At 52.4% G+C, this 23,779-nt stretch carries 20 protein-coding genes; 13 read left to right on the top strand and 7 right to left on the bottom strand.

The features are described 5' to 3' along the window. Positions 1-173: 173 nt before the first annotated feature. On the bottom strand, positions 174-1,154 hold the full coding sequence (locus FPE01S_RS07160; protein ID WP_046368087.1) for a 2-hydroxyacid dehydrogenase: 981 nt from the start codon (positions 1,152-1,154) through the stop codon (positions 174-176). Positions 1,155-1,202: 48 nt separating this feature from the next. Here FPE01S_RS07160 and asnS point away from each other — a divergent pair, with 48 nt between their 5' ends. Continuing rightward, on the top strand, positions 1,203-2,642 hold the full coding sequence (gene asnS / locus FPE01S_RS07155) for an asparagine--tRNA ligase (RefSeq protein WP_046368086.1): 1,440 nt from the start codon (positions 1,203-1,205) through the stop codon (positions 2,640-2,642). A gap of 70 nt (positions 2,643-2,712) precedes the next feature. Continuing rightward, positions 2,713-3,231, top strand: coding sequence for an ExbD/TolR family protein (locus tag FPE01S_RS07150; protein ID WP_046368085.1), 519 nt, complete (start codon positions 2,713-2,715; stop codon positions 3,229-3,231). On the opposite strand, the gene FPE01S_RS07145 is transcribed toward FPE01S_RS07150, so the two are convergent. Then, positions 3,218-3,655, bottom strand: coding sequence for a hypothetical protein (locus FPE01S_RS07145; RefSeq protein WP_157473921.1), 438 nt, complete (start codon positions 3,653-3,655; stop codon positions 3,218-3,220). The genes FPE01S_RS07150 and FPE01S_RS07145 overlap by 14 nt on opposite strands. 12 nt (positions 3,656-3,667) lie before the next feature. Further along, positions 3,668-4,705 (bottom strand): DUF3089 domain-containing protein, encoded by a 1,038-nt coding sequence (locus tag FPE01S_RS07140; protein ID WP_052955569.1) that lies wholly within the window; start codon positions 4,703-4,705, stop codon positions 3,668-3,670. A gap of 41 nt (positions 4,706-4,746) precedes the next feature. Here FPE01S_RS07140 and FPE01S_RS07135 point away from each other — a divergent pair, with 41 nt between their 5' ends. The 6 genes from FPE01S_RS07135 (at position 4,747) to FPE01S_RS07110 (ending at position 14,647) form a co-directional block, all read left to right on the top strand. Beyond that, positions 4,747-5,691: an isopenicillin N synthase family dioxygenase gene (locus tag FPE01S_RS07135; RefSeq protein WP_046368083.1), complete on the top strand. Its 945-nt coding sequence runs from the start codon at positions 4,747-4,749 to the stop codon at positions 5,689-5,691. 547 nt (positions 5,692-6,238) lie between these two features. After that, entirely contained in the window at positions 6,239-9,769 is a 3,531-nt protein-coding gene (locus tag FPE01S_RS07130; RefSeq protein WP_052955568.1) for an amidohydrolase family protein, read from the top strand. A gap of 382 nt (positions 9,770-10,151) precedes the next feature. Further along, on the top strand, positions 10,152-10,493 hold the full coding sequence (locus tag FPE01S_RS07125; RefSeq protein WP_245623956.1) for a PadR family transcriptional regulator: 342 nt from the start codon (positions 10,152-10,154) through the stop codon (positions 10,491-10,493). 27 nt (positions 10,494-10,520) lie between these two features. Then, complete coding sequence (locus tag FPE01S_RS07120; protein ID WP_046368081.1) at positions 10,521-12,707, top strand: PspC domain-containing protein; 2,187 nt, start codon at positions 10,521-10,523, stop codon at positions 12,705-12,707. 138 nt (positions 12,708-12,845) lie between these two features. Further along, positions 12,846-14,015, top strand: a complete 1,170-nt coding sequence (locus tag FPE01S_RS07115) for a glycoside hydrolase family 5 protein (RefSeq protein WP_046368080.1) — start codon at positions 12,846-12,848, stop codon at positions 14,013-14,015. A gap of 29 nt (positions 14,016-14,044) precedes the next feature. Then, the gene (locus FPE01S_RS07110; protein ID WP_046368079.1) at positions 14,045-14,647 is read left to right on the top strand and encodes a response regulator transcription factor; all 603 of its coding nucleotides are present in this window, start codon (positions 14,045-14,047) and stop codon (positions 14,645-14,647) included. On the opposite strand, the gene FPE01S_RS07105 is transcribed toward FPE01S_RS07110, so the two are convergent. Further along, complete coding sequence (locus FPE01S_RS07105) at positions 14,612-15,331, bottom strand: HAD-IIB family hydrolase (protein ID WP_046368078.1); 720 nt, start codon at positions 15,329-15,331, stop codon at positions 14,612-14,614. The two genes, FPE01S_RS07110 and FPE01S_RS07105, sit on opposite strands and share 36 nt — an antisense overlap. 113 nt (positions 15,332-15,444) lie before the next feature. Here FPE01S_RS07105 and gcvT point away from each other — a divergent pair, with 113 nt between their 5' ends. From gcvT to feoB, 5 genes are all read left to right on the top strand, one after another. Continuing rightward, positions 15,445-16,530: a glycine cleavage system aminomethyltransferase GcvT gene (gene gcvT / locus FPE01S_RS07100; protein ID WP_046368077.1), complete on the top strand. Its 1,086-nt coding sequence runs from the start codon at positions 15,445-15,447 to the stop codon at positions 16,528-16,530. Positions 16,531-16,582: 52 nt separating this feature from the next. Further along, complete coding sequence (locus tag FPE01S_RS07095; protein ID WP_046368076.1) at positions 16,583-17,065, top strand: SRPBCC family protein; 483 nt, start codon at positions 16,583-16,585, stop codon at positions 17,063-17,065. Positions 17,066-17,108: 43 nt separating this feature from the next. Further along, positions 17,109-17,873: a 2-phosphosulfolactate phosphatase gene (locus FPE01S_RS07090; protein WP_046368075.1), complete on the top strand. Its 765-nt coding sequence runs from the start codon at positions 17,109-17,111 to the stop codon at positions 17,871-17,873. A gap of 23 nt (positions 17,874-17,896) precedes the next feature. Continuing rightward, positions 17,897-18,244, top strand: coding sequence for a hypothetical protein (locus FPE01S_RS07085; protein WP_046368074.1), 348 nt, complete (start codon positions 17,897-17,899; stop codon positions 18,242-18,244). Between the two features lie 87 nt (positions 18,245-18,331). Continuing rightward, positions 18,332-20,419 (top strand): ferrous iron transport protein B, encoded by a 2,088-nt coding sequence (feoB, locus tag FPE01S_RS07080; protein ID WP_245623955.1) that lies wholly within the window; start codon positions 18,332-18,334, stop codon positions 20,417-20,419. Here the strand turns inward: feoB and FPE01S_RS07075 are convergent. From FPE01S_RS07075 to FPE01S_RS07065, 3 genes are all read right to left on the bottom strand, one after another. After that, positions 20,385-20,984 carry a thioredoxin family protein gene (locus FPE01S_RS07075; protein ID WP_046368072.1) on the bottom strand — a complete coding sequence of 200 codons (600 nt, stop codon included), beginning with the start codon at positions 20,982-20,984 and terminating at the stop codon, positions 20,385-20,387. The two genes, feoB and FPE01S_RS07075, sit on opposite strands and share 35 nt — an antisense overlap. A 66-nt stretch (positions 20,985-21,050) precedes the next feature. Next, the gene (locus FPE01S_RS26315) at positions 21,051-23,339 is read right to left on the bottom strand and encodes a helix-turn-helix domain-containing protein (RefSeq protein WP_046368071.1); all 2,289 of its coding nucleotides are present in this window, start codon (positions 23,337-23,339) and stop codon (positions 21,051-21,053) included. Next, positions 23,329-23,697, bottom strand: coding sequence for a single-stranded DNA-binding protein (locus FPE01S_RS07065; RefSeq protein WP_046368070.1), 369 nt, complete (start codon positions 23,695-23,697; stop codon positions 23,329-23,331). The genes FPE01S_RS26315 and FPE01S_RS07065 overlap by 11 nt, the downstream gene beginning before the upstream one ends. Positions 23,698-23,779 lie beyond the last annotated feature (82 nt).

The following is a 23,779-nucleotide window of genomic DNA, read 5'->3' as shown; positions in this document are numbered from 1 at the left end:
AGATTTCAATCGGCCTTACTTCTTGAAAAAAATAGAATTGAGTATTCGGTTGACTGTACTACAAGAGAAGAGTCGGTGAGCTGAGGAGAACTAATCTTCTTGGTTCCAATTGCAAGTTTAGCTTAAAATGCCCAGATTCCAAAAATTCTGGCTGAATTTAACGGAAAAACGGCCTAAACACGGTTCAGCAGCGGTTCTTCGGCAGTAAAACAACGTATATTTTCCATGGTGGTTTTTGCAATTGCTGTCAATGCTTCATCGGTGAAGAAGCCCTGATGTGCGGTAATGATTACATTCGGAAAACTGATGAGGCGTAAAATCTGCTCATCATCAATCAGCTTCTCACTATGGTCGGCGAAAAATAATTTCTCTTCCTGCTCATATACATCCAGCCCGAGATAACCGAGATGACCATTCTTCAGTGATTCAATCACAGCAGCTGTTTCAACCAGTCCGCCCCTGCTGGTATTGATGAGCATGGCACCTTTTTTCATCCGGGCCAGGCTGCCGCTGTTGATGATATGCCTGGTCTGTGCATTCAGGGGACAATGCAGCGACACGATCTCCGTTGATTCCAGCACTTCCATCAGGGAGGCATACACCACCCCTGCTGCTTCCAGGTCGCGGTCGGCGACCAGGTCAAAGGCCAGCACCCTGCAGCCGAATCCCAGCATGATGTGACAGAAAGCCTGGCCGATCTTTCCCGTACCCACCACCCCCACGGTCTTGCCGTGCAGGTCAAAACCGGTGAGCCGGTCGAGTGAAAAATTCCCTTCCCGTACCCGGTTGAAAGCCTTATGGGTCTTTCGGTTAAGCGTGAGGATCAGCGCCACGGCATGCTCGGCCACGGCATAGGGCGAATAGGCCGGAACCCGCACCACGGGGATGCCGGCGGCCAATGCTGCGGCAAGATCCACCTGGTTGAAACCGGCACAGCGCAACGCGATCAGCCGCACGCCCATATCCCGCAGGGCATTGATCACCGCAGCATTCAGGTTGTCGTTCACAAATACACAAACAACTCCGGCACCCGCCGCCAGCCCCACAGTATGCGGCTCCAGGGCTACTTCAAAAAAGTCCAGCACAAAGCCGGGATTGAAGCGCTGCAGATACTCCCGGTCGTAGGATTGTGTTGAAAAGACAGCTATTCGCATGATTCGCAATGGAGATAAATTTATCTTTGCCGTCCCTAAATATAGGCTATGTTCAACAAGCGTGTAAAAATCAAGGAATTGCTCACCTGGACGCCGGAAGGCCAGCAGGTAACGGTAATGGGTTGGGTCCGTACGTTCCGGAACAATCAGTTTGTGGCCCTCAACGATGGTTCCACCAATACCAATCTCCAGGTGGTACTGCCACTGAATTCCTTTGACGATGCACTGCTGCGCCGCGTGACCACCAGCGCTTCACTGAAAGTAACCGGCACACTGGTTCCTTCCCAGGGAAAGGGACAACAACAGGAATTGCAGGCAACGGAACTGGAGATCCTTGGGGACAGTGATGCCGAAAAATATCCGCTTCAACTGAAGAACCGGCCCAGCCTCGAATTTCTCCGCGAGAAAGCCCACCTGCGTTTCCGTACCAACACTTTCGGTTCGGTATTCCGGGTGCGCCATGCACTGGCTTTCGCCATCCATAAATTTTTCCATGAGCGCGGATTTCTCTACCTCCATACACCCGTGATCACTGCCAGTGATGCCGAAGGCGCAGGCGAAATGTTCCGCGTCACCACACTGCCTTTTGACGGCGCCCCGCGCAACGAAGACGGCAGCATCAACTTTAAGGAAGACTTCTTCGGCAGGGCCACCAACCTCACGGTGAGTGGTCAGCTCGAAGGTGAACTGGGCGCCACGGCATTCGGAGAGATCTACACTTTCGGTCCTACTTTCCGTGCAGAAAATTCCAATACCACACGGCACCTTGCGGAGTTCTGGATGATCGAACCGGAAATGGCTTTCTGCGACCTGGAAGACAACATGAACCTCGCGGAAGATTTCATTAAATACATCATCGGGTTCGCACTGGAAAATAACCGGGAAGACATTGAATTCCTCGACAGCCGTCTGAAGGAAGAAGAAAAATCACTGCCGGCCGACAAGCGTTCTGAAATGGGCCTTATCGAAAAACTGGATTTTGTAGTGAACAACAAATTCGAAAGGATCACTTACACAGAAGCCATCGAAATTCTGCTGCAATCACCGGCTTACAAGAAAAAGAAATTCCAGTATGAAGTGAAATGGGGAATCGATATGCAGAGTGAGCATGAGCGTTACCTCGTGGAAAAACATTTCAAGAAACCGGTGATCGTTACCAACTACCCGAAAGATATCAAGGCCTTCTACATGCGCCTCAATGACGACGGCAAAACAGTGGATGCCATGGATATCCTTGCGCCGGGAATCGGTGAGATCGTAGGTGGTTCTCAACGGGAAGAGCGCCTCGACAAACTCGAAAGCCGGATGGCTGAAATGCATATCCCCACAGAAGAATTGTGGTGGTACCTCGATACCCGCCGCTTTGGTACTGTACCCCATGCCGGCTTTGGCCTGGGTTTTGAAAGGATGGTGCAGTTTGTTACGGGCATGGGCAATATCCGTGACGTGATTGCCTTCCCGAGAACGCCGAAATCAGCGGAGTTTTAATTGAGCGTTTTAGTAGCATTCGACATATGGAATTTGCTGCCGGGTGAATCTCAGCAGCAAATTCTTTTTTATGGCAGAAGTACTCACCCGTAACGCAGGCTCCCGGCGCCATGCGATCAAAGTTGACCTCACGCCCATGGTTGACCTGGGATTTCTCCTGATCAGTTTTTTCATCTTCACCACGTCCCTTACCAAGCCCCGCGAAATGAGGTTAAATCTTCCTGCTGACGGGCCCCCGCTTGCCTTCGCCGAAAGCACCACACTAACGGTGATCCCTACCGCCAATGATGTAGTCTGTTATTTTGATGGTAAACCGGAAGACGCCATCGCCGCCGGCAGGGTGCAGCAGACCGGCTACCAGCTGGTGAATGGACTGGGCGATGTGATCCGCAAAAAACAAAAGGCGCTCGATGCTACCGGCGAAAAATCCAAACTGAAAGTGCTGATCTCGCCCGACGCCGGCTGCTCCTACAAAAATATTGTTGCCGTGATGGATGAGATGGTGATCAATGGTGTGAAGACTTACACCTTGTCTGAAGATAAATCGATCATTGAGCTGATGCAGCGCGCGGGTTTTATCTCCCGATGACGGCCAGAAGTCTCTCTAATTCCTCTACTTTCTGTTTTGCAGCGTTAATGCCTTCGTTGATAATTTTTTTGGCTTCAATGGTTCTTCGCATAACTGCCCATTCGAAATGCGCTGCCTCGGCATAAGCATCCAGGTTAAATTCCTGAAGTCTGATCAGGCTTGCCAGGAGCCTGCTGATATTGTTCAGATCAAATCCCTTAAGCAGCTCCGCGCCCTGTTTTGAGTACAAGAGGGTATACTGAAAATCCAGGCCTAAGGCAGCATTGTACCTGGTGTTCCTTAATGTATCAATGTACAAACGGAAATCGGTGTTTTCAAGGTCTTGCCCATTTGAATGCAGAAAGTCAAGAATAGCCTCATTTTCCCTGATATACTGGTCAATCAACGCTTCTAAAGTAAAGGAGCTTTCCATAGAATTGTGCATAATAAGTAAATATCACCGCTGCTCATAAGCTGTCACCCGTTCCCCCGCATTCTCCCTGATGTTCACATAAAACAGGTTGTAGTCACCAATATGATAATTCCGTGCACGATAAAACCTGCTTCCCGGAAAATGCGGCCGGCTGATCCATAACAAGTCCTTGTACACCTGCGCATCGTTTACTTCCGGCAGTACGCGGTTGAAATCGCGGAGCACCGCACCCCTGTTCAGTGTCGCCGGAGAATAACTGGTATCCGCTTTCCAGCTGAGGGGATTGACCACAACCGACCGCCGGTACGTGGAATCATAATCGGGTTCAAATCCGCGCCGGAAAGTGCGCCAGGTAATATAACAGCCTGTCTGTGCCGGTGCATTGCATACCGGCAGCGAAACAAAATAATCCGGTTCCACCGGGATTCCCAGTATATAGGCGGCTACCAGCTGCTGCTGCAAAGGCTTTCCGTCAAAGAACTCTTTCAGCAAACGCTTCGCATGCGTGGTGCCCTGGCTGTGAGAGGCAATGATGACCGGCCTGCCATGATTCTGTGTTTGCAGGTAATATTGAAATGCTCTTTTGATATCGCTATAGGCAAGATCAAGGGCATCTGTTGCAGCTGTCCGGTTATCTGTATAATAAGCGCGAAGATGCGCCTGGCGATAGCGTGGCGCATATACATTATAACGGTTAAAGACAGACGCCTGGTAAAGGATGGCAGAGCGGTCGGTTTTTGCGTTCAGCGAACTGTCTTCCAGCGAGGCATTCCACTCACCCGTTTCCTTCATGGTGAAGGTGGTGGGATGGATAAAAAATACATCCACCGTTGTATCGCGTTTATAATCGGCACGCAGCGGCAGCGGCACACTGTCTGACGGATCCGGCATCTGCGGCAACGCGGCCCAGTTGCGGTAATCGGAATAATCCGGTCCACTGACACTGACCGTAGTTATCGAATTGCTTGACGATACCGGAACCTGTTTCCGCGCACAGGCCGAAGCCAATACAATCATCAGGGTTGCAGTGACGGGAATGCTGCTGGATTTACCTATTTTCACGCTTCAAAATAAAGCATTTTCCAACGGTTAAAACTACTGCTATGGCCATTCCAGTCGTAAATCTGGCCGATTTCCTGAGCGGAGATCCGCAACTGAAAAAGTCCTTCGTGCAGCAACTGGGAAAGGCTTACGAGGAGGTGGGTTTTGTTGCTGTCAAAAACCATGGAATTCCTGATACACTGATTGAGTCTCTTTATACACAGGTACAAAAGTTTTTCTCTTTGCCGGCCGAAAGGAAAAGGCAATTCGAAGTGCCGGAGCTCGCCGGTCAGCGGGGGTATACTTCCTTCGGCCGCGAACATGCCAAGGGCAGCAGCGCTCCCGATCTGAAAGAATTTTACCAGCACGGTCAGCCCGAACCCGCTGCCGGCGCCAGTGCTGAAGAATATCCGGATAATATTGAAGTGGAAGATGTCCCCGGCTTCCGGGAAACTTTTGACAAAACGTATCGCGCGTTTGAGTCATCCGGTAAGGCATTGCTGCAGGCCATTGCGTTGTACCTGGATCTGCCCGAGCATTATTTCGATGATCATATCCGGAATGGCAACAGCATTCTCCGCGCGATCCATTATCCCCCGATCACGCAGGAACCCAAATCTGCCATCCGTGCTGAACAGCACGAAGACATTAACCTGATCACCCTGCTGGTGGGCGCCAGTGCCGATGGCCTCCAGATCCTGACCAAACAAAACGAATGGGTGCCCGTCACCTCCCTGCCCGAACAGATCGTGGTGAACGTAGGTGATATGCTGCAACGGCTCACGAACAACCAGTTGCGGTCCACCACCCACCGCGTGGTCAATCCAGCCCGCGAGCTCTGGCACACCAGCCGCTTCTCCATCCCCTTCTTCCTGCATCCCAAGGGAGAAATGAGCCTCGCCTGCCTCGACGGCTGCATCACCGATAACCATCCCAAGGCTTATGCCGATACCACCGCCGGCGAATACCTCGATGAAAGATTGCGCGAAATCGGGTTAAAAAAATAATTGCGATGCCCGCCAGCTTCGCCCACCGAAGCTTTAGCGTAGGTGGGCTTTGACTGCAATAGCTTTAGCTTCGGTGGGCTTTGCCCTTCGTAGCCTTGGCGGAGAACGGAGTCGCTTTTTTGAAAACGATCAATTTCCAAAACTCAGTGAAATGAGCCACCACACTGCATTTCACAAATTTAGACGCTTGTATACGGTTGTTGTTATTGAACTGGTTGTGTTGCCAGCGCAGCATCGGTATACCTTGTCTCCATAAACCAATAAAGAGCTTCCAACAGGTGGCTTTCAAATCGATTTCCCGCTTACCAATTATCCGCTTGAAAGAACGCTTTAGGAAACGACCGGAAACGCGTAGTACACATACGGTTATCAAACACAGTGTGGTGGCTCATTTCACTCGATTTTATGAATTGCACTATTTCGAAAAACAGACACCCCTCGCCCAATTGCGGAAATCAACACAACCGATTAGCAACGGGATTAAATTATAACCGGTATATCGTAATTCAGAATAAGTGCTTAATTTCTGCCTAACCAAATCACAGCTATGTATTCCCGAATTCCGCTGGCAACAGCATGCCTTATCTCGGGTGGATTATTGTATGGGGCGATCGGTGGCAGCCACAACTTCGGCAGCACCGCAGGTCTCAACAGCCCCCTTCCTGCAGACACCACCAAAAAAGATACCGTCCGCTACACCGAATTCAAAACCCTTCCGCTCAAACCGAAAAGGAAAATTCCCCTGCACACCAGCGAAGGCACCTGGATGTCGCTCGACATCAGTCCCGATGGCAAAACCATCATTTTCGACCTGATGGGCGACCTCTATTCCATTCCGGCAACCGGCGGCAAAGCCACAGCCATCACCAAAGGACTCGCCTTTGATACCCACCCGCGGTACAGCCCCGATGGCAAAAAAATCCTCTTTACCTCCGACCGTTCCGGCGGCGAAAACCTCTGGTATATCGATTCAGAAAAGCAGGATACCACAGCACTCACCAAGGAAATGACCAGCAACATCACCAGCGGCGCCTGGACCCCCGACGGTGAATATGTCGTCTACTCCAAAGGCAAACTCAACATGCAGCTCTACATGCTGCACAAAGACGGCGGTGCCGGTACCCAGCTGATCGATCAGCCAGCCGGCCTCAAAACCATCGATGCCGCTGTTTCCGCCGACGGCCGCTACATCTATTTCTCCCGCCGTTTCGGTCCCTGGAACTACAATGCCTCCCTGCCCCAATACCAGATCGGCGTGTACGACCGCAAAACCGCCAAAATCAATACCATCACGTCCCGCTACGGTTCTGCCTTCACCCCCGTATTGTCGAAAGACGGCAAATGGCTGGTATACGGCAGCCGCTTCGAAGACAAAACCGGCCTCGTGCTGAAAGACCTGCAAAACGGCGATGAGAAATGGCTGGCCTACCCCGTGCAGCGCGACGACCAGGAATCCATCGCCACCATGGGTGTACTGCCGGGTATGACCTTCACCCCCGACAGCAAAGCAGTACTCGCCTCTTTTGGCGGCAAGATCAAACGTATTCCCGTAGACGGCAGCGCCATCACAGAAATTCCGTTTACCGTCGATGCTGAACTGGAACTCGGACCCATGCTCGATTTCAAATACCCGGTAGCCGACAGCGCCTACGGACTCTCCACCCAGATCCGCGACGCGGTGCCGTCCCCCGACGGGAAAAAACTGGCCTTTACCGTGCTGAACCGGCTGTACGTGATGGACTATCCGAAAGGAACGCCCAAACGCGTCACCAACAACAATTTTACGGAAGCCTTCCCCACCTGGTCACCCGATGGCAACAGCCTCGTGTTCAGCAGCTGGGCACCCGATGGCGGTCATCTCTTTAAAGCAACACTCAACGGAAAAGCCGCCCCCGTGCAGCTGACCAAGGCACCCGGACTCTACCAGTTCCCTGTCTTCACGCCCGAAGGCGACAAAATCGTTTTCCAGCGGACCCAGGCGGAAGCTTTCAAGCAGGCCTATGCGCCGTTTTACAATGATGCCGAAGATGAATTCTGCTGGATCCCGGCAGCCGGCGGCGAGGTGAAAGTGATCGACAAATGCCTCGGCCGATACAACCCGCATTTTGTAAAAGGGCAGCCTGACCGCATCTACCTGAACCAGAACGGCCAGCTCATTTCCATTGAGTGGGATGGCGGCGATGAAAAAGTACATGCAAAAGTTACGGGCATCACCACCTACGGCATCAGCAATTTCAAAAATGGCCGCCCTGCCATCCAGGATTGCATCATGACGGAAGCCCAGGCGGAAGCGATGGAAATGTCGCTGCCATCCAATGCTGCCCTGATCTTTATGTCACCCACCGGCACCAGGGCCATCGCACAGATCAACAACGAGATCTATTCCATGACCATCCCCGAAACGGGTAAGCCGGTGAACATCAACCTGGCCGACGCCAGCAGCGCAGTTTTTCCTGCACGCAAACTGACCACCATGGGTGGCGAGTTCCCCGCCTGGGAAGCCAATGGCACCCGCGTGCATTATAGCCTGGGCAATGCCCATTTTGTGTATGACCTCACCCGGGCCAAACAGTTTGAAGACAGCATCACCGCTGCCAAAAAAGCCGAGGCCAAAAAGAAAGCAGATTCCCTGGCGAAAGTGGCCGCCAATCCGCCCAAACCGGCCGACAGCGTCAAGCTGAAAAAGGATTCTGTAGTAGTGGTGGCGAAAAAAGACAGCACCGCGAAAAAGGACTCCACGGCCAATGCGAAAAAGCCGGAGACTACCTACAAGCCTGAAGAAACTGCCATCAAAGTGTACTACCAGCGCGATATTCCCCAGTCAGCCATCCTGCTGAAAGGAGCGCGCCTCGTCACCATGAAGGGAGATGAAGTGATCGACCAGGGCGATGTGCTCGTCGTCAACAACCGCATCAAGGCGATCGGCAAATCGGGAACCCTCACCGTGCCCGCCGGAACGAAAGAAGTCAATTGCGCCGGCAAAACGATCGTGCCGGGATTTGTGGATACCCACTCGCATATGTGGCCGAACTGGGGATTGCACAAGAACCAGATCTGGATCTATGCCACCAACCTGGCCTACGGCGTCACCACCACCATGGACCCGCAGACCGGCACCACGGATGTGCTGACCTATGGCGATATGGTGGAATCCGGCGCGATGATCGGTCCCCGTATCTATTCAACCGGTCCCGGGGTCGGTTTCTGGGCCTATAACGTGAAAGATTCCGCCCAGGCGGAAAGCATTCTTTCCCAGTACAGCAAGTATTTCCATACACAGTATATCAAGATGTACCTGGTGGGCAACCGCCAGCAACGCCAGTGGATCATCATGGCGGCGAAGAACCAGGGACTGCATCCCACTACGGAAGGCGGTCTCAACTACAAGCTGAACATGACCAACCTGCTGGACGGCTATCCCAGCCATGAACATGCGATTCCCATCTACCCGCTGTACAAGGACGTGATCGGCACGATCTCCAGCGCGAAAATGGCGGTGACGCCAACGTTGCTGGTATCCTACGGCGGACCGTTTGCGGAAAATTATTTCTGGGAAACGGAGAACCCGTATCACGACAAGAAAATGCAGCACTTCATGCCTTATGAGGAGCTGGCAGGGAAAACCAGGCGCGTTTCCGGCTGGTTTATGCCGGAAGAACATGTGTTCCCGAAACATGCCAAAAACATGAAATCGCTGGTGGAAAGCGGCGGACTTGCCGGTATCGGCAGTCACGGTGAATTCCAGGGCCTCGGGTACCACTGGGAAGTGTGGGCGATGCAGAGCGGCGGGATGAGTCCGTTGGAAGCCCTGAAAGTGGCTACCATCAAGGGGGCAGCGGCACTGGGCCTGGACAATGACCTGGGATCCCTGGAGCAGGGCAAGCTGGCTGACCTGATCATCATGGACAGCAACCCGCTGGAGAATATCCGGAACACCAATACCATCCAGTACGTGATGAAGAATGGCCGCCTTTATGATGGCAATACCGCCGATGAAGTGCTGCCTACTCCGCGGAAACTGGACCAGCAGGAATGGCGGTATAACAAGCCTGCTGACAACACCGGGCTGAAAGAGTAGGTCCGGAGGCGTCCCGAAATGGCCCGGAAGAGCCACCATTCAAATAAATTAAATACCGTTTGTCATAACCCCGGAAAAATATTTTTCCGGGGTTATTTTTTGAAACCAGCCACCAGAGTGCATTTCAGCCATCGCCCATTATCTTTTTATGGAAATTACCTACTTTAAGCGGGTACTTTAGTTTGCATAGTACTGAAACATTGTCTATGTTTGTATCGTCAAAGGCAATGAACCGGGCTGGTGGCGGAAAAGAACCTTATCCTTAGCACCTTATCCTTATCAACCTTATCCTTTTAACCTTATCCATTTAAGCCTTATCTAACACCGCCACCAGCCAAAAAAACAGACAAGTGTTATGAATATCGAAAACACACAAAGCCAAATGCGGAAGGGAATCCTGGAATTCTGCATCCTTTCCATCATCCGCCGCGGCGAAGCCTATCCGAGTGATATTGTTGACGAAATGAAGGCCGCGAACCTTCAGATCCTGGAAGGCACGCTCTACCCGCTCCTGACCCGGTTAAAAAATGCAGACATGCTCACCTACCGCTGGGTGGAAAGCAACTCCGGGCCACCGCGCAAATACTTTTCCCTCACGTCAAAAGGCAATGACTTCTACCAGGAACTGGAAGCCACCTGGAAGGAACTTGCCAATGGTGTCCGCGCCCTTACCAGCAAGTCTGAATCGCTTCCAACCGTTCCCGACAATCCAACCACCAACTAAACTTCAACCTGCTAATACTTATCAATTATGAAAAAGGTCATCAATATAAACTTCCAGGGCCGTGTGATCCCGATCGAGGAGACCGCGTACGACCTGCTGAAGCAATATACAGAGAGCCTGCGCCGCTATTTTGCACAGGAAGAGGGTCGTGATGAAATCATCAATGACATTGAGGGTCGCATCGCAGAACTCTTTTCAGACCGGTTGAAGAAAGGTGCTACCTGCATTACCGACGAAGATGTGAACCGTGTGATCGCCAATATGGGCCGTCCCGAAGATTTTGAAGCAGCCGACGCTGAACTGGGCGGTACTTCCAATGGATCTGCCCGTTCTGAAAGCCAGAGCAGCAGCCAGCAGCAATCCGGAACCGGTCCCGCGCCGTTTGTGCCTTCCGGTGGTTCCTACCGCCGCGGCCGCCTGAGCCGGAACGCTGACGACAAGATCCTGGGTGGCGTGTGTAGCGGCCTTGCCAACTACCTCGGCATCGACCCCGTAATCATGCGGATCATCTTTGTACTGTTGTCCGGTTTCCTGTTCTGGGTATATATCCTGCTCTGGATCATCGTTCCCTCCGAGTCACTGGCCTCCAATATTACCAAAAGGCTGTACCGTAACCCCGACGATAAAGTGATTGCCGGTGTGTGTGGTGGTCTGGCCTCCTATTTCAATATACAGACCTGGATCCCCCGGCTGATCTTCGCCCTCCCCCTGATCATGGGGATCGTAGGCGGCAGCTTCAACGCCTTCTTCTGGGATATGGACTGGAATTTCGGTCCCCGGTTTATCAGCAGCGGCCTGGGTTCAACCCTGTTCGTCGTATACCTGGTACTCTGGATCGCCGTTCCCTATGCGAATACAGCAGCGGAAAAGCTGGAAATGAAAGGCGAGCGGATCGACCTCAACTCCATCCGTGACACTGTAAAAGGAGATCTCGAAAATTTTAAGTCCAAGGCACAAAGCTGGGGTGCTGAGGTAAAAGAAACCGCCCAGCAATTCAGCAGCCGAGGCAGGCATTTTGCCCAGTCAGAGGCTGGACCTGCGGTGCGCCGTGCGGGATCGGGATTCGGACACGTGATCGGTATCCTTTTCAAAGCCTTCTTCCTGTTCATCGCCGCCGTGATCGCCCTGGCCCTGTTCGGCGTGTTGCTCGGTGTACTGTTCGGTGGAATGGCCGTGTTCCCGGTGAAAGACTTCTTCCTGGAAGGCTTCTGGCAAAACACCCTCGCCTGGCTGAGCCTGGTATTGTTCCTGGGTGTACCCGCCATCGCCCTGATCACCTGGCTGATCCGCCGCATCATGGGGGTGAAAAGCCAGAACAATTACCTCGGCTACACTTTCGGCAGCCTCTGGATCATCGGCCTGTTCAGCTTTATTTTCCTCGCCGGTATGTTTGCCCGGAACTTCAAGAACAGGGCCGGTGTGGAAGACCAGATCAATATCGTGCAGCCCGCCAACAATAAACTGTTCTTTGAATCCGTAGGCTCCAACATCCATTATTACAGCGATGGCGATTTTTTCGGCTGGGATGAAGATGTTCCGTTCTATGGCATGAACCACGACAGCCTGATGCTGAAAACTGTCAGGGTGAATGTGGTGAAGAGCAAGGATTCCCTCTTCCACGTGTATACTGTGCGCTTCAGCCGCAGCAACACCAACAACAAGGCCCGCGAACTGGCACAGAAAATCACTTTCCCCATCGTTCAGCGTGACAGCGTGATCCAGATGGAAAAAGGATTTGCCATCACCCGCACCGATAAATTCCGCAACCAGCAGGTGCTGGTAGTGGTAGAAGTGCCGATCGGCAAGAAGATCGAGATCGACCGCAGTGTAGACGACTACGAGTGGTTTACCATCAACACCAACCGTCGTCGCGGATTCAATGTGACCTGGGACAGCGACTGGGAAGATTCCTACAGCTGGGACAGCAACGTGGAATATGTGATGACCCGCGAAGGCCTGAAACGCGCCAGCGATTTTGATGCCGCTGAACTGAAAGAAGGCCGCTTCAAATTCAAGATCGATGAGAATGGTGTGGAGATCGAAGGCGAAGGCAAGCTGAAGGACAAAGAGAAGATAGACTCAGTGATCATCAAAAAAGATAAAACTCCCGTGAAATCCGGCAGTGATGATGGCGACAATGATGGCGAGACCAAGTCAGCCACCATTTCATCTGACTACTCTCCGCTGATGGTGCTGGGAAGCTTTCTCAAATAAAAACAGGTAAACAGCCCGGCCGCCGCCCTCCATGCGGTAGGTGGCGGGGTTGAAGTTGGAACGTCCCCGGGGTGGTACCCGGGGACACTTTTTTTATACCTATTTGGGTCGTAATTTCTGGGAATAAAAGCTTGTCATATGGACAGGAGAAAATTCCTGGGGCAGTCCTCACTGGCTGCCGGCGCACTGGCAGTCGGATCCCTGGCGATTCCCGGCCTGCTGAACGCCAACACCGAACTACCCTTCACCCACCAGCCCCTTGCGCCTCTTCCCAAATGGCAGGGTTTTAACCTCCTGGATTTCTTTATTCCCGATCCCGCCAGGAGTCCCGCGGCCACTACCCAACAACAACTCACCTGGATACGCGACTGGGGATTCAATTTTATCCGCATTCCCATAGCCTATCCCTGGTACCTGAAATTCGACCGCAGCCGGGACATCACCCCCGAAGAAGTGTACCAGGTCGATGAAGCCCGCGTTCAGCAGATCGAAACCCTCGTGTCTATGGGCAATGAGCAGGGCCTGCACGTTAGCCTCAACCTGCACCGGGCCCCGGGTTACTGCATCAACGCAGGTTTCCGGGAACCCTATCATTTATGGACCGACGCCGCTGCCCAGGAAGCCTTTTATTACCACTGGAATTTCTGGGCGAAACGTTTCCGCTCCAAAACCCCGGCCCAGATCAGTTTTGACCTGGTGAACGAACCCAGCATGCGGAAGGATCTGAACGATCAGCATTCGGCATCCGGCCCCGTACCCGGCGAGTATTATAAAAAAGTAGCTACAGGGGCCCTTGCGGCTATCCGGAAAGAAAACCCCGCGCACCTGGTGATCGCCGATGGCAACAATGTGGGCAATGATCCGATCCCTGAACTGATCGGTACACCCATCGGGCAAAGCTGCCGGGGCTATTATCCGCATGCCATCTCCCATTACAAGGCTCCCTGGGCCAATAAGGAGCCCGAAAAAAATCCCCTGCCCGTATGGCCCGGCAAAATCGGGGATACGGAATACAGCCGCGCGAGCCTCGAAAAGTATTATCAGCCATGGCTCGAACTGAAAAAGAAAGGCGTCGGCGTACATTGCGGCGAATGTGGTTGCTGGAACAAAACACCGCATGACGTATTCCTGAACTGGTTCGGCGACCTGACCGGGGTGCTGAACGACAACGGCATCGGTTTCGCACTCTGGAATTTCATCGGGGACTTCGGGTTACTGAATTCCGGCCGGGCCGATGTGGATTATGTTGATTTTCACGGGTATAAACTTGATCATAAACTGCTGGACCTTTTGAAAAAACGGCAATAGTGCGTATTTTATCGGTCTGAGTTCGACTTATGATCCACTATGTAGCCGTGATCGATGACCATATCCTCATCAGAAGAGGCATTGCATCCATCATTAATGACCTACCCGGGTTCCAGGTGATCCTGGAAGCGGACAATGGTAAAGATTTCATCGACCGGATCCCCGGGTCGCCGCATCTTCCCGATATAATTTTGCTGGATGTGAATATGCCGGTAATGAATGGTTATGATACCATGGACTGGCTGGGGGAGTTTCTGCCGGAAGCAAGGGTGCTGGGGCTGAGTATGCTGGAAAGCGACCTGGCGAGCATCCGGCTGTTGAAAAAAGGTGCAAGGGGATTTCTACCCAAAGTGAGTCAGCCCTGGGAGTTTCAAAAAGCCCTGATCCAGCTAAAGGACGAAGGATACTATACTGCTGCGCCACCAAAGGATGCACCCTGCCTGTCAGAAAAAGAACTGACCTTTCTGAAACATGCTGCTTCCGACCTGACTTATAAGGAGATTGCCGACAGGATGAATATCGGCATCCGGACGGTGGATTCCTACCGGGAGCGCCTCTTTGAAAAATTAACGGTATTGAACAGGACGGGCCTGGTATTATATGCCATCAAAAACGGCATTGTAATGGTGTAATGCCTGAAGAATTCCCCCGCATCCCAGTCTTTCCGCCTGGTACACATGCTGGTGACCGGAAGTAGCATCGAGCAGTTCTTTCTCCGCACCACCCACCACTACACCTTTATAACCGGTTTCAAACAAGGAAAGATCGTTCAACGTATCGCCCGCCACCAATACTTCTTTTTCCGGAACGTTGAGCATTTCCATCAGCCTGCGAAGGGTGAACCCCTTGTTGATGCCGCCCGGAAGCACGTCCACGAATTTGCCGGCGGATACAATTACATCACAGCCCAAACCATTTGCGATACTTTTAACCTCAGTGATATCCAGTTGCTCATGCAAATAATAGGAACAACGCCTGTCCATCGGAACAACCTGCTCCCGCAAATGCGGCACCTGTTTTAAACGCTCCCGCACCAGCGCTTCACCGGGCCAGCGGGACATGATTTCTGTGTGTAATGGTTCTACCGGTAACAATGTCTTTCCATCCACGACCGTTGCGCCTACGTCGGCAATGATATAGTCGGGGTTGGGAATAAAGGGATCGTTCAGTAAGGGAAGTATGGAGGGCAGACCGCGTCCGGTAACGAAAACCAATCGAACCGAAGGGTTGGCGGAAATAATGCTGTACAACTCGTGTTTTTCCTCGTAGTTTCCTCCTAACAGCGTACCATCAAGATCAGTCGCGAGTAATAACATATACGCAAATTTACTAAGATTTGCTGTAAACAAACAGCTATCTTTTTAACGCAATCGGCTAACTGGTTATTTTCCATACCCTTTACCTACTTTTGCCGACCGAACAGCGCTATATGAAAAATACACCGTTTACGCAGAAGCATATTGAACTGGGTGCCAAGATGGCCCCCTTCGCAGGTTATAACATGCCGATCTCCTACACCGGCATCAATGATGAGCATGCCGCCGTCCGCAAAAATGCCGGCGTATTCGATGTAAGCCATATGGGCGAATTCATCCTGAAAGGAGCTGATGCACTGGACCTGATCCAGCGGGTCACTACCAATGACGCGTCCAAACTCACTGCCGGCAAGGCCCAATACAGCGCCCTGACCAATAAGGAAGGCGGTATCGTAGACGACCTGATCGTGTACTGCATCGAACCCGAAAAAGTATACATGCTGGTAGTCAATGCCAGCAATATTGAAAAAGACTGGAACTGGATCTCTTCTTTCAATGAGAAGAACGTCGAAATGCACAACATTTCCGACAAAACCTGCCTCCTCGCGATCCAGGGACCCAACGCCACTAAAATCCTGCAGACCCTCACCGATATTGATATCCTCAACCTCAAATATTACACGTTTGTAAAAGGCAGGTTTGCCGGGGTGGACAATGTCCTGATCAGTGCTACCGGCTACACCGGTGCCGGCGGCGTGGAAATCTATTTTGAAGACACCGACGGTGCAGCCGAAAAGATCTGGGATGCCATTTTTGAAGCAGGCAAGGCCAGCGGCATCAAGCCCATCGGCCTCGGCGCCCGCGATACCCTCCGCCTGGAAATGGGCTACTGTCTCTACGGTAACGATATCGACGATACCACGTCACCCCTCGAAGCTGGCCTTGGCTGGATCACCAAATTCTCCAAGGAATTCACGGCAGACAAGATCATCGAGGCACAAAAAGCCAGCGGCGTTTCCCGCAAACTGGTGGGCTTCGAAATGATCGACAAGGGCATTCCCAGGCATGGTTATACGATTGAAGATGCAGCCGGCAACAATATCGGCGTGGTGACCAGCGGCACACAGGCACCATCCCTGCAGAAAGCTATCGGTCTCGGGTATGTGAACATCAGCCATACCGCGCCGGACAGCGAAGTTTTCATTGCGGTACGTGATAAAAAGCTGAAAGCCAAAGTGAGCAAGGTTCCTTTCCAGTAATGGTTCAATTTTTGGAACAATTTTCGCTCGGAAACCGGTAACGATTTACCCCATGCCGACGATCCACCTGACCACCTTTATCCAGGCCCCTCCTTCGCGCGTTTTCGATTTGTCGAGAAGCATTGACCTGCATCGTAAAACAATGAGCAAATATGGCGAAGAAGCCGTAGGTGGCACCCGTATGGGACTGATGAACCTGCACGAAACGGTCACCTGGAAAGCCCGTCACCTGGGCAAGAACCGTCTGTTGAAAAGCAAGATCACGTCGCTGAAACCACCCGTTAGTTTCATCGACGAAATGCTGGAAGGCGATTTCAAAAGCTTCAAACATGAACACCATTTCAAGGAAGTCGCCAACGGCACCCTGATGATCGACTATCTCCATTACGAAGTGCCCTACGGGTTTCTCGGTTATGCGGTGGACCGCTTCTACCTGAAGAATTACCTCACCGCACTGCTGGAAACGCGTAACCAGGGCATCAAGGCCTATGCGGAAACCGACCAATGGAAAAGGGTCCTGGAAGGAATCGTGTAGCCGCGGAATCGTGTAGCCGCGCAAAATCTTAATTTTGCGTCCCATGACTACAAAGCCCGAACTGTTTACGGCGTTATCGCCCTCCCTGTTGAACCTATATGACCTGAAGGATAGTATTGTGGTAATCATTGATGTACTGCGGGCTACTTCCACCATTGCCACGGCCCTCTACAATGGCGCGGCGTCGGTAGTTCCGGTGGATTCTGTACCCCTTTGCATCGAACTCGGCGAACAACTCGGCGGCATTACCGCCGGTGAACGCGACGGCAAGGTGGCCGACGGCCTCGAATATGGCAATTCCCCCTTTGAATATCCCCGCGAGTTTATTGAAGGCAAAACACTCGTCCTGACCACCACCAACGGCACTAAGCTGCTGCATATGGCCCTGAACAACGGTGCCCCGGTGATCGTAACCGGATCATTTCCCAATTTATCGGCCATTGCTGATTTCCTGATCCGCGAAAAAAGAAACGTGGTGCTGGCCTGCGCTGCCTGGAAAGACCGCGTGAACATCGAGGATACCCTCTTCGCCGGTGCCGTGATCAACCGGGTGCGGGAACATTTCCGGATCAACTGCGACAGTTCCAACCTGGCCGAAGCAGCCTACCAGGAAGCACAGCCGGACCTTTACGAATTCATGAAGAGCAGGGATGCGTCCCACTACCACCGGCTGACCGGCTATGGACTGGAAAAGGATATCCGGTACTGCCTGACGGCCGACGGGGCGAATGTGCTGCCGCTGTTCCAGGGGGACAGGCTGATCGCGGTTCCGGCTGTGGCAGCGGTTTCGGCGGTCCCGGGATCGTAACTTCGCTCAAATCCCTTACATATATGTATGAGCGTATCAACCAGCCTGTTATCAGCAGGCAGCGGTTTTACCGCAGGCTCTCCTACAACCTCTTTATCTGCCTGTTAGTACTGGCCGGCTGCCTCGTGCTGGGCACCGCAGGATTTCATTTCCTTGACGAAGCCTCCTGGCTGGATGCTTTCCACAATTCCGCCATGTTACTGGGCGGAATGGGCCCGGTGGTGGACATGCACGGCAATGGCGCCAAGCTCTTTTCGTCATTTTATGCGCTTTTTGCGGGTATCGTGTTCATTACCAACAGCGGCATCCTGTTGGCGCCGATCATGCACCGGGTATTTCACCGCCTGCATGTCCAGGAAAAGGGCGGGTAACCACCTTCTTCCCGAATTCGTAAGCCGAATGGATGATTCCTCGGTAAATTTGCGCTTCAAGAGGTTGGCATGATTCAAATTGGATTAGTGGGAAATCCGAATAGTGGCAAAAGCTCGCTTTTTAATGCACTGACAGGATTAAACCAGAAAGTTGGAAATTTCCCAGGAGTAACCGTAGATAAAAAGACCGGAAACACCCAGTTGACTGAACAACTGGCTGCCACCATCATTGATCTGCCGGGCACGTACAGCCTTTATCCCAAACGCGGCGACGAATGGGTGACCTACAAGGTGCTGATGGAACAGGATACCGACGTCAAGGTCGACATGCTCGTCCTTTTGGCCGATGCTGCCAACCTCAAACGCAACCTCCTTTTTGTTTCCCAGATCATCGACCTCAAGATCCCGGTGGTGGTGGCCCTCACCATGATGGACCTCGCCCGCCAGAAAGGCATCGAGATCGATATCGAAGGCCTCGAGCGCGAACTCGGCGTACCGGTGGTGGTGGTGAATCCCCGCAAGAACAAGGGGATCCCCCAGCTGAAAAAAGCCATGGCCGCCACCGCCACTCATCAATACCGGATCCCCAGCCGCGATTTCATCACCAACAAGGAACTCGCCCCCCAGGCCGTGGATGCGGTAAAAGAAGAGATCGCCGGCCTAAGCGATTACAAGGCCATCCACTACCTGATCAACCATGAACATTTCCAGTTGTCCCCAGCTGAACAGGACCTGATCGAAGGCAAGGAAAAAGCTTTCAACTTCAACCCCACCAAAACCCAGGCAGAAGAAATTTTGCAGCGGTATGCCCGCATCAAGGGGATCATGCAGCAAACCGTGGTGGAGCCCGATCCGCTGCACAAGAGCCTCTTCACCGAAAAGCTGGACAAACTCCTGCTGCACCGCGTGTGGGGATACATTATCCTGCTGTCCGTTTTATTCCTGTTGTTCCAAAGCGTTTTCCTGATCGCCCAATACCCGATGGATGCTATCGAATGGACCTTCGGTTACCTCGGCTCCTGGCTTTCCTCCGTTTTGCCACAAACCTGGTGGTCTGATCTCTTAACGAACGGCATCCTCGCGGGACTCAGCGGCATCCTGGTTTTTGTGCCGCAGATCATGATCCTGTTCGGACTGATCACCCTGCTGGAAGACACCGGCTATATGGCCCGGATCAGCTTCCTCACGGATAAGCTCATGCGCAAAGTGGGACTTAACGGCAAGAGCGTGATGCCAATGATCAGTGCCTTCGCCTGTGCCGTGCCCGCGATCATGACGGCACGTAATATTGAAAATACCAAAGAGCGCCTGCTGACCATCCTCGTCACCCCGCTGATGAGTTGCAGCGCGCGGCTTCCCGTATATACCATCCTGATCGGCCTCGTTATTCCTTCCAAAAAACTGCTCGGCTTTATCAGCCTGCAGGGGCTCGTCATGATGGGCCTTTACCTGCTGGGCATCGTGCTGGCAATGCTGATTTCTTATATCGCCAAGTGGTTTATAAAAATCAAAGAAAAAAGCTTTTTCATCCTCGAACTGCCGATGTACCGCGCGCCGCGCTGGAAAAATGTGGGTACCACCATGGTGCAGAAAGCAAAGATCTTCGTGGTAGATGCCGGTAAAGTGATCATGGTGATCAGCCTCCTGCTCTGGGCACTCAGCAGTTATGGTCCCGCCGACCGCATGAGCAATGTGGAGAAGCAATACGCCGCATTGAAAGCCAGCCAACCTGCCAACGTGGATGAGCTGGAACGCGAAGAAAATTCAGAAAAGCTGGCGAACTCCTATGCCGGCATCCTAGGCAAGTCGATCGAGCCGGTGATCCGTCCCCTCGGGTACGACTGGAAAATCGGTATTGCACTGATCACCTCTTTTGCTGCACGCGAAGTATTTGTCGGCACCATGGCCACCCTGTACAGTGTAGGCGATGACGACAGCGGATTGCTGCTGCGTGAAAAAATGCAGCAGGCCAAAAAGGCGGATGGTCAGCCAGTATATACCCTGGCCACCGGCATCTCCCTCATGGTGTTTTACCTGCTGGCGATGCAGTGCATGAGTACGCTTGCTGTGGTGAAAAGAGAAACCCGCAGCTGGAAATGGCCGGCAATTCAGCTGGCCTACATGACCGGACTGGCTTATGTTATGAGCCTTCTTGCGTATCAGCTTTTTTCCTGAGTACAGCTGCCTGCAGGTGATCGATAAAATCCCAGGCCGTACGGCAACCCCGGTCTTTCTGGTACCAGGCATGCAGTTGAGAAAAGATCGCTTCCTTCGGCAGTGCGCGGCTTGCTTCAAGCCCGTGGATCAGTTCCATGGCTGCTTTGGGCCTTGGACCCCAGCTGCCCCAGACCTGGTCAGTTTCCGCATCAAGAAAGATCGTTTTGGGAATGGCACGTTCTCCGTCCGTCAGGAATTTATCCATCAGTTCGGGGTTCTCATCCCGCAGCAACACCTGGTGTTGCATGAGGGGATTAATCTGTGCGATTTTCTCGATGACGGGAACTATATGGGCGGCGTCGCCTGACCAGCCCTCGGTGAGGGTGATCCATCTTAAGGGAGTTTCAAAAGTCAGCAGGAGGTCTTCCTGTTGTTCACTGGGCTTCCAGTTTTCCTCAACCTTCCGCATCCGTTGAATATTGAGCCGGGTATAGTCAACGAGCCACTCTTCCTGGTTCGCTCCTGTTGTTCGCTGTGCTTCCATTAGGGTATCCAGATGCTTTCGGTACTGCTTGTAATCCATGCACACAATATTTAGTTTCCAAAAATGGGGGACGCTTTCCTGAATATAAGCAAACTGATCCGAAGGTCATATTGAATCGGATATTTTTTTATCCGCCAGTACGGCCCTGATCTCATAGTATTCTATTTCATCAGATAATACTGCTTTCAATTCTTTCAGTGATTTGGCACCACTTCCGGTGATTGCCTGACGGATCAATACTATCTTTTCAACTGAGACCAGGTCTGCTGCCGAAAGTTTATTTGCCTCAACAGCTTCCACAAGATGGCCGGCGACTGTAGACAAAGCCAGCTCCCGCGTGGTTGCAATATCCTCCATGCTTTTACCGCCCATAAATAATGCCAGTGTCATCCATGCGCTCGGAACTTTTTCTCCTGTTGGGTCATCGTTGTTCCCACCAGCAACATGCTTTTTCGTTCCTTTTTTTGAACCTGATTTTTTTGTGCTGGCTGATCCGGCATTTTCGTCTGACAGCACTCCTTTGACTGCTTCGGACTGCTCCACCATTGCCAGGATGGCTGCAGCGGGGATGGCCGCCACCAGGGCATCGGCTATTTTTCGCGCTTGTTCCATCGCGGAGACCCTTCGCAGCAACAATTCCTCCCACATCACCAGCACCAGCTTCTGTTGCTTTCCTTTCTTTCCATCGGGTACGCTCTTCGCTTCTGTATACAGTTGCTCCAGCAAATTTTTCAGCAGCGGGTTAAAGTAGCCGATCGCCGCATAGATGCGTTCCCCCATGGTTTCAAATCCCTGTACTTGACCCAGGTTGAATTGTGTATCCAGGTGCGTGACAGTTTTCCTGCCGACGGTGGCCAGGTGATTCAACTGCTCCGAGAACAGCACCGGAAGTGTAGCCTTCTCGCCGACCGGGTATTTCTTGTAGTCGCCTTCACCCGTGATCCACAACCTTGCCTGCTCTGCAAGGGTTTCGAAACGGAATGCAGCAAAGACCTTGTCGGCAATAAACCATTTTTCTGCTTCCGGCAAAACGGATGCTACAGACTCAGGATCCGGAAATGTATTGGAATACGCAACGATCCTTCCGTCGGTGGAAATCGCATTGGCAGCAATCGGTCTTCTCAGGTAGAGGCCATCGAGCCGGGTCAGCCGGCTGAGCGCAACATATACCTGTCCCGCTGCAAACGCAGCACCCGCATCCACTTCTGCACTTTCAAAGGTCAGTCCCTGGCTCTTGTGAATGGTGATGGCCCAGGCCAGCCGCACCGGATACTGGGTGAATGTGCCCAGTTCTTCTTCTTCCACCTGGTTCAGCACGCGGTTAAAACGGAAGCGGAGGTTGCGCCAGGTTTCTTTTTCCAGCAGCAGGGTATCATAACTTCCGGGAAATTCGATCTCGATGCCTTTCTCGCGGAAGGCCCGAATGCGCCCGATCTTTCCATTGTAATACCGACGGTCTTCTCCCTTGTCATTTCTCGTGATCATCACCTGCGCACCCACTTTCAGCTTCAACACCTGTTCCGCCGGGTACGCTTTGTCCGAAAACTCACCGGTAATGACGGCATCATATTCTTTCACCATTTCGGGCAGTGCATTCAGCTCTTTCAGGTTTAACGATTCTGCGATCGCATTGTGCGTGGTCAGGGTGATCGGCCGCGTGGCTCCTGCTTCTGGCAGCCGGGGTATATTGCAACGCGCATTCAGCTGCTGCAATTCAACTGCCGTGATGCTGTTGTTGCGGACCTTATTGAGCAGGTCAATAAACAACTGTTCCTGCTGGCGGTAGATCCTCGTCAACTCGATCACCTGCAATGGCGTGTCTTTCAACACCCGCGCATCAAAGAAGAATGGGCTGTTATAATAAGTTTTCAACGATTCCCATTCTGCATCACTGATCACCGGTGGCAACTGGTAAAGGTCACCAATAAACAAGACCTGCACGCCACCAAAGGGCTCCCGGGGTTGCCTGCGCACATACCGCAGGATGCAGTCGATGGCATCGAGCGTATCGGCGCGCAGCATACTCACTTCATCAATCACCAGCAGTTCCATTTCCTGCATGAGCTCTCTCTTGGTACTGTTCAGCCGCAGGTTGGACAATAAGGTCTGCTGGTTGTTGAACAGTATATGTCCCGCATCGGGCAGCTCATAGCCAGGCGCAAATGCACCCATGGGCAACTGGAAAAAGGTATGCAGCGTTACGCCACCGGCATTGATGGCAGCGACACCCGTGGGCGCCACCACCACCGTCTTTTTTTCGTGGCGGCCGAGAATATGTTTCAGGAAAGTCGTCTTTCCCGTGCCTGCCTTACCCGTCAGGAAAAGGTTCCGTTTCGTGTGCAGCACAAAGCGGACAGCAATGTCAAAAGCCGGATTGATTTCGTCAGGTTTCATGTTCCTGCGGTAAATCTACGGATACCGCGGTTTGTTGCAGTTCAAATTCCCCGATCGTTATTTCTGTCAGGTATCTTTTCTGCCCTTCCTTGTCCTCATAACTCCTGTAGCCGATCCTGCCTTCCACGCGCACGCGGCATCCTTTCTTCAATTCCGCCTCCACTTTCTCGGCCAGTTTTCCCCATGCCACCACATGATGCCACTGCACTTCCTTCACGGCTTCGCCCTGGCTGTTGGTGTAGTTGTCGTCTGTCGCCATATTGAAATTGGCCACGCGTTTTCCGTTGGGTGTAATCCTGATCTCCGGGTCTGCCCCCAGGTTACCGATAAGGATAACCTTGTTCCTGTTCGCACTCATACATTAAATTTTAGAATGTAAAAATGCGGCAGGCGGAAAGCTGTAGTCGTGTTGTAAACAGGTATAGGAGTTGTGCAAAACA

It is taken from the genome of Flavihumibacter petaseus NBRC 106054 (assembly GCF_000974785.1).
Taxonomy (GTDB): Bacteria; Bacteroidota; Bacteroidia; order Chitinophagales; family Chitinophagaceae; genus Flavihumibacter; species Flavihumibacter petaseus.
Note: the sequence above shows the minus strand (reverse complement) of the source record. Positions and strands in the feature narration are given on the sequence as shown.

Coding starts and splice junctions, on each gene's coding strand:
- FPE01S_RS07160 (WP_046368087.1), bottom strand. CDS start 1,154: ATGCGAATAGCTGTCTTTTCAACACAATCCTACGACCGGGAGTATCTG.
- asnS (WP_046368086.1), top strand. CDS start 1,203: ATGTTCAACAAGCGTGTAAAAATCAAGGAATTGCTCACCTGGACGCCG.
- FPE01S_RS07150 (WP_046368085.1), top strand. CDS start 2,713: ATGGCAGAAGTACTCACCCGTAACGCAGGCTCCCGGCGCCATGCGATC.
- FPE01S_RS07145 (WP_157473921.1), bottom strand. CDS start 3,655: ATGCACAATTCTATGGAAAGCTCCTTTACTTTAGAAGCGTTGATTGAC.
- FPE01S_RS07135 (WP_046368083.1), top strand. CDS start 4,747: ATGGCCATTCCAGTCGTAAATCTGGCCGATTTCCTGAGCGGAGATCCG.
- FPE01S_RS07130 (WP_052955568.1), top strand. CDS start 6,239: ATGTATTCCCGAATTCCGCTGGCAACAGCATGCCTTATCTCGGGTGGA.
- FPE01S_RS07125 (WP_245623956.1), top strand. CDS start 10,152: ATGCGGAAGGGAATCCTGGAATTCTGCATCCTTTCCATCATCCGCCGC.
- FPE01S_RS07120 (WP_046368081.1), top strand. CDS start 10,521: ATGAAAAAGGTCATCAATATAAACTTCCAGGGCCGTGTGATCCCGATC.
- FPE01S_RS07115 (WP_046368080.1), top strand. CDS start 12,846: ATGGACAGGAGAAAATTCCTGGGGCAGTCCTCACTGGCTGCCGGCGCA.
- FPE01S_RS07110 (WP_046368079.1), top strand. CDS start 14,045: ATGATCCACTATGTAGCCGTGATCGATGACCATATCCTCATCAGAAGA.
- FPE01S_RS07105 (WP_046368078.1), bottom strand. CDS start 15,331: ATGTTATTACTCGCGACTGATCTTGATGGTACGCTGTTAGGAGGAAAC.
- gcvT (WP_046368077.1), top strand. CDS start 15,445: ATGAAAAATACACCGTTTACGCAGAAGCATATTGAACTGGGTGCCAAG.
- FPE01S_RS07095 (WP_046368076.1), top strand. CDS start 16,583: ATGCCGACGATCCACCTGACCACCTTTATCCAGGCCCCTCCTTCGCGC.
- FPE01S_RS07090 (WP_046368075.1), top strand. CDS start 17,109: ATGACTACAAAGCCCGAACTGTTTACGGCGTTATCGCCCTCCCTGTTG.
- FPE01S_RS07085 (WP_046368074.1), top strand. CDS start 17,897: ATGTATGAGCGTATCAACCAGCCTGTTATCAGCAGGCAGCGGTTTTAC.
- FPE01S_RS07075 (WP_046368072.1), bottom strand. CDS start 20,984: ATGGATTACAAGCAGTACCGAAAGCATCTGGATACCCTAATGGAAGCA.
- FPE01S_RS26315 (WP_046368071.1), bottom strand. CDS start 23,339: ATGAAACCTGACGAAATCAATCCGGCTTTTGACATTGCTGTCCGCTTT.
- FPE01S_RS07065 (WP_046368070.1), bottom strand. CDS start 23,697: ATGAGTGCGAACAGGAACAAGGTTATCCTTATCGGTAACCTGGGGGCA.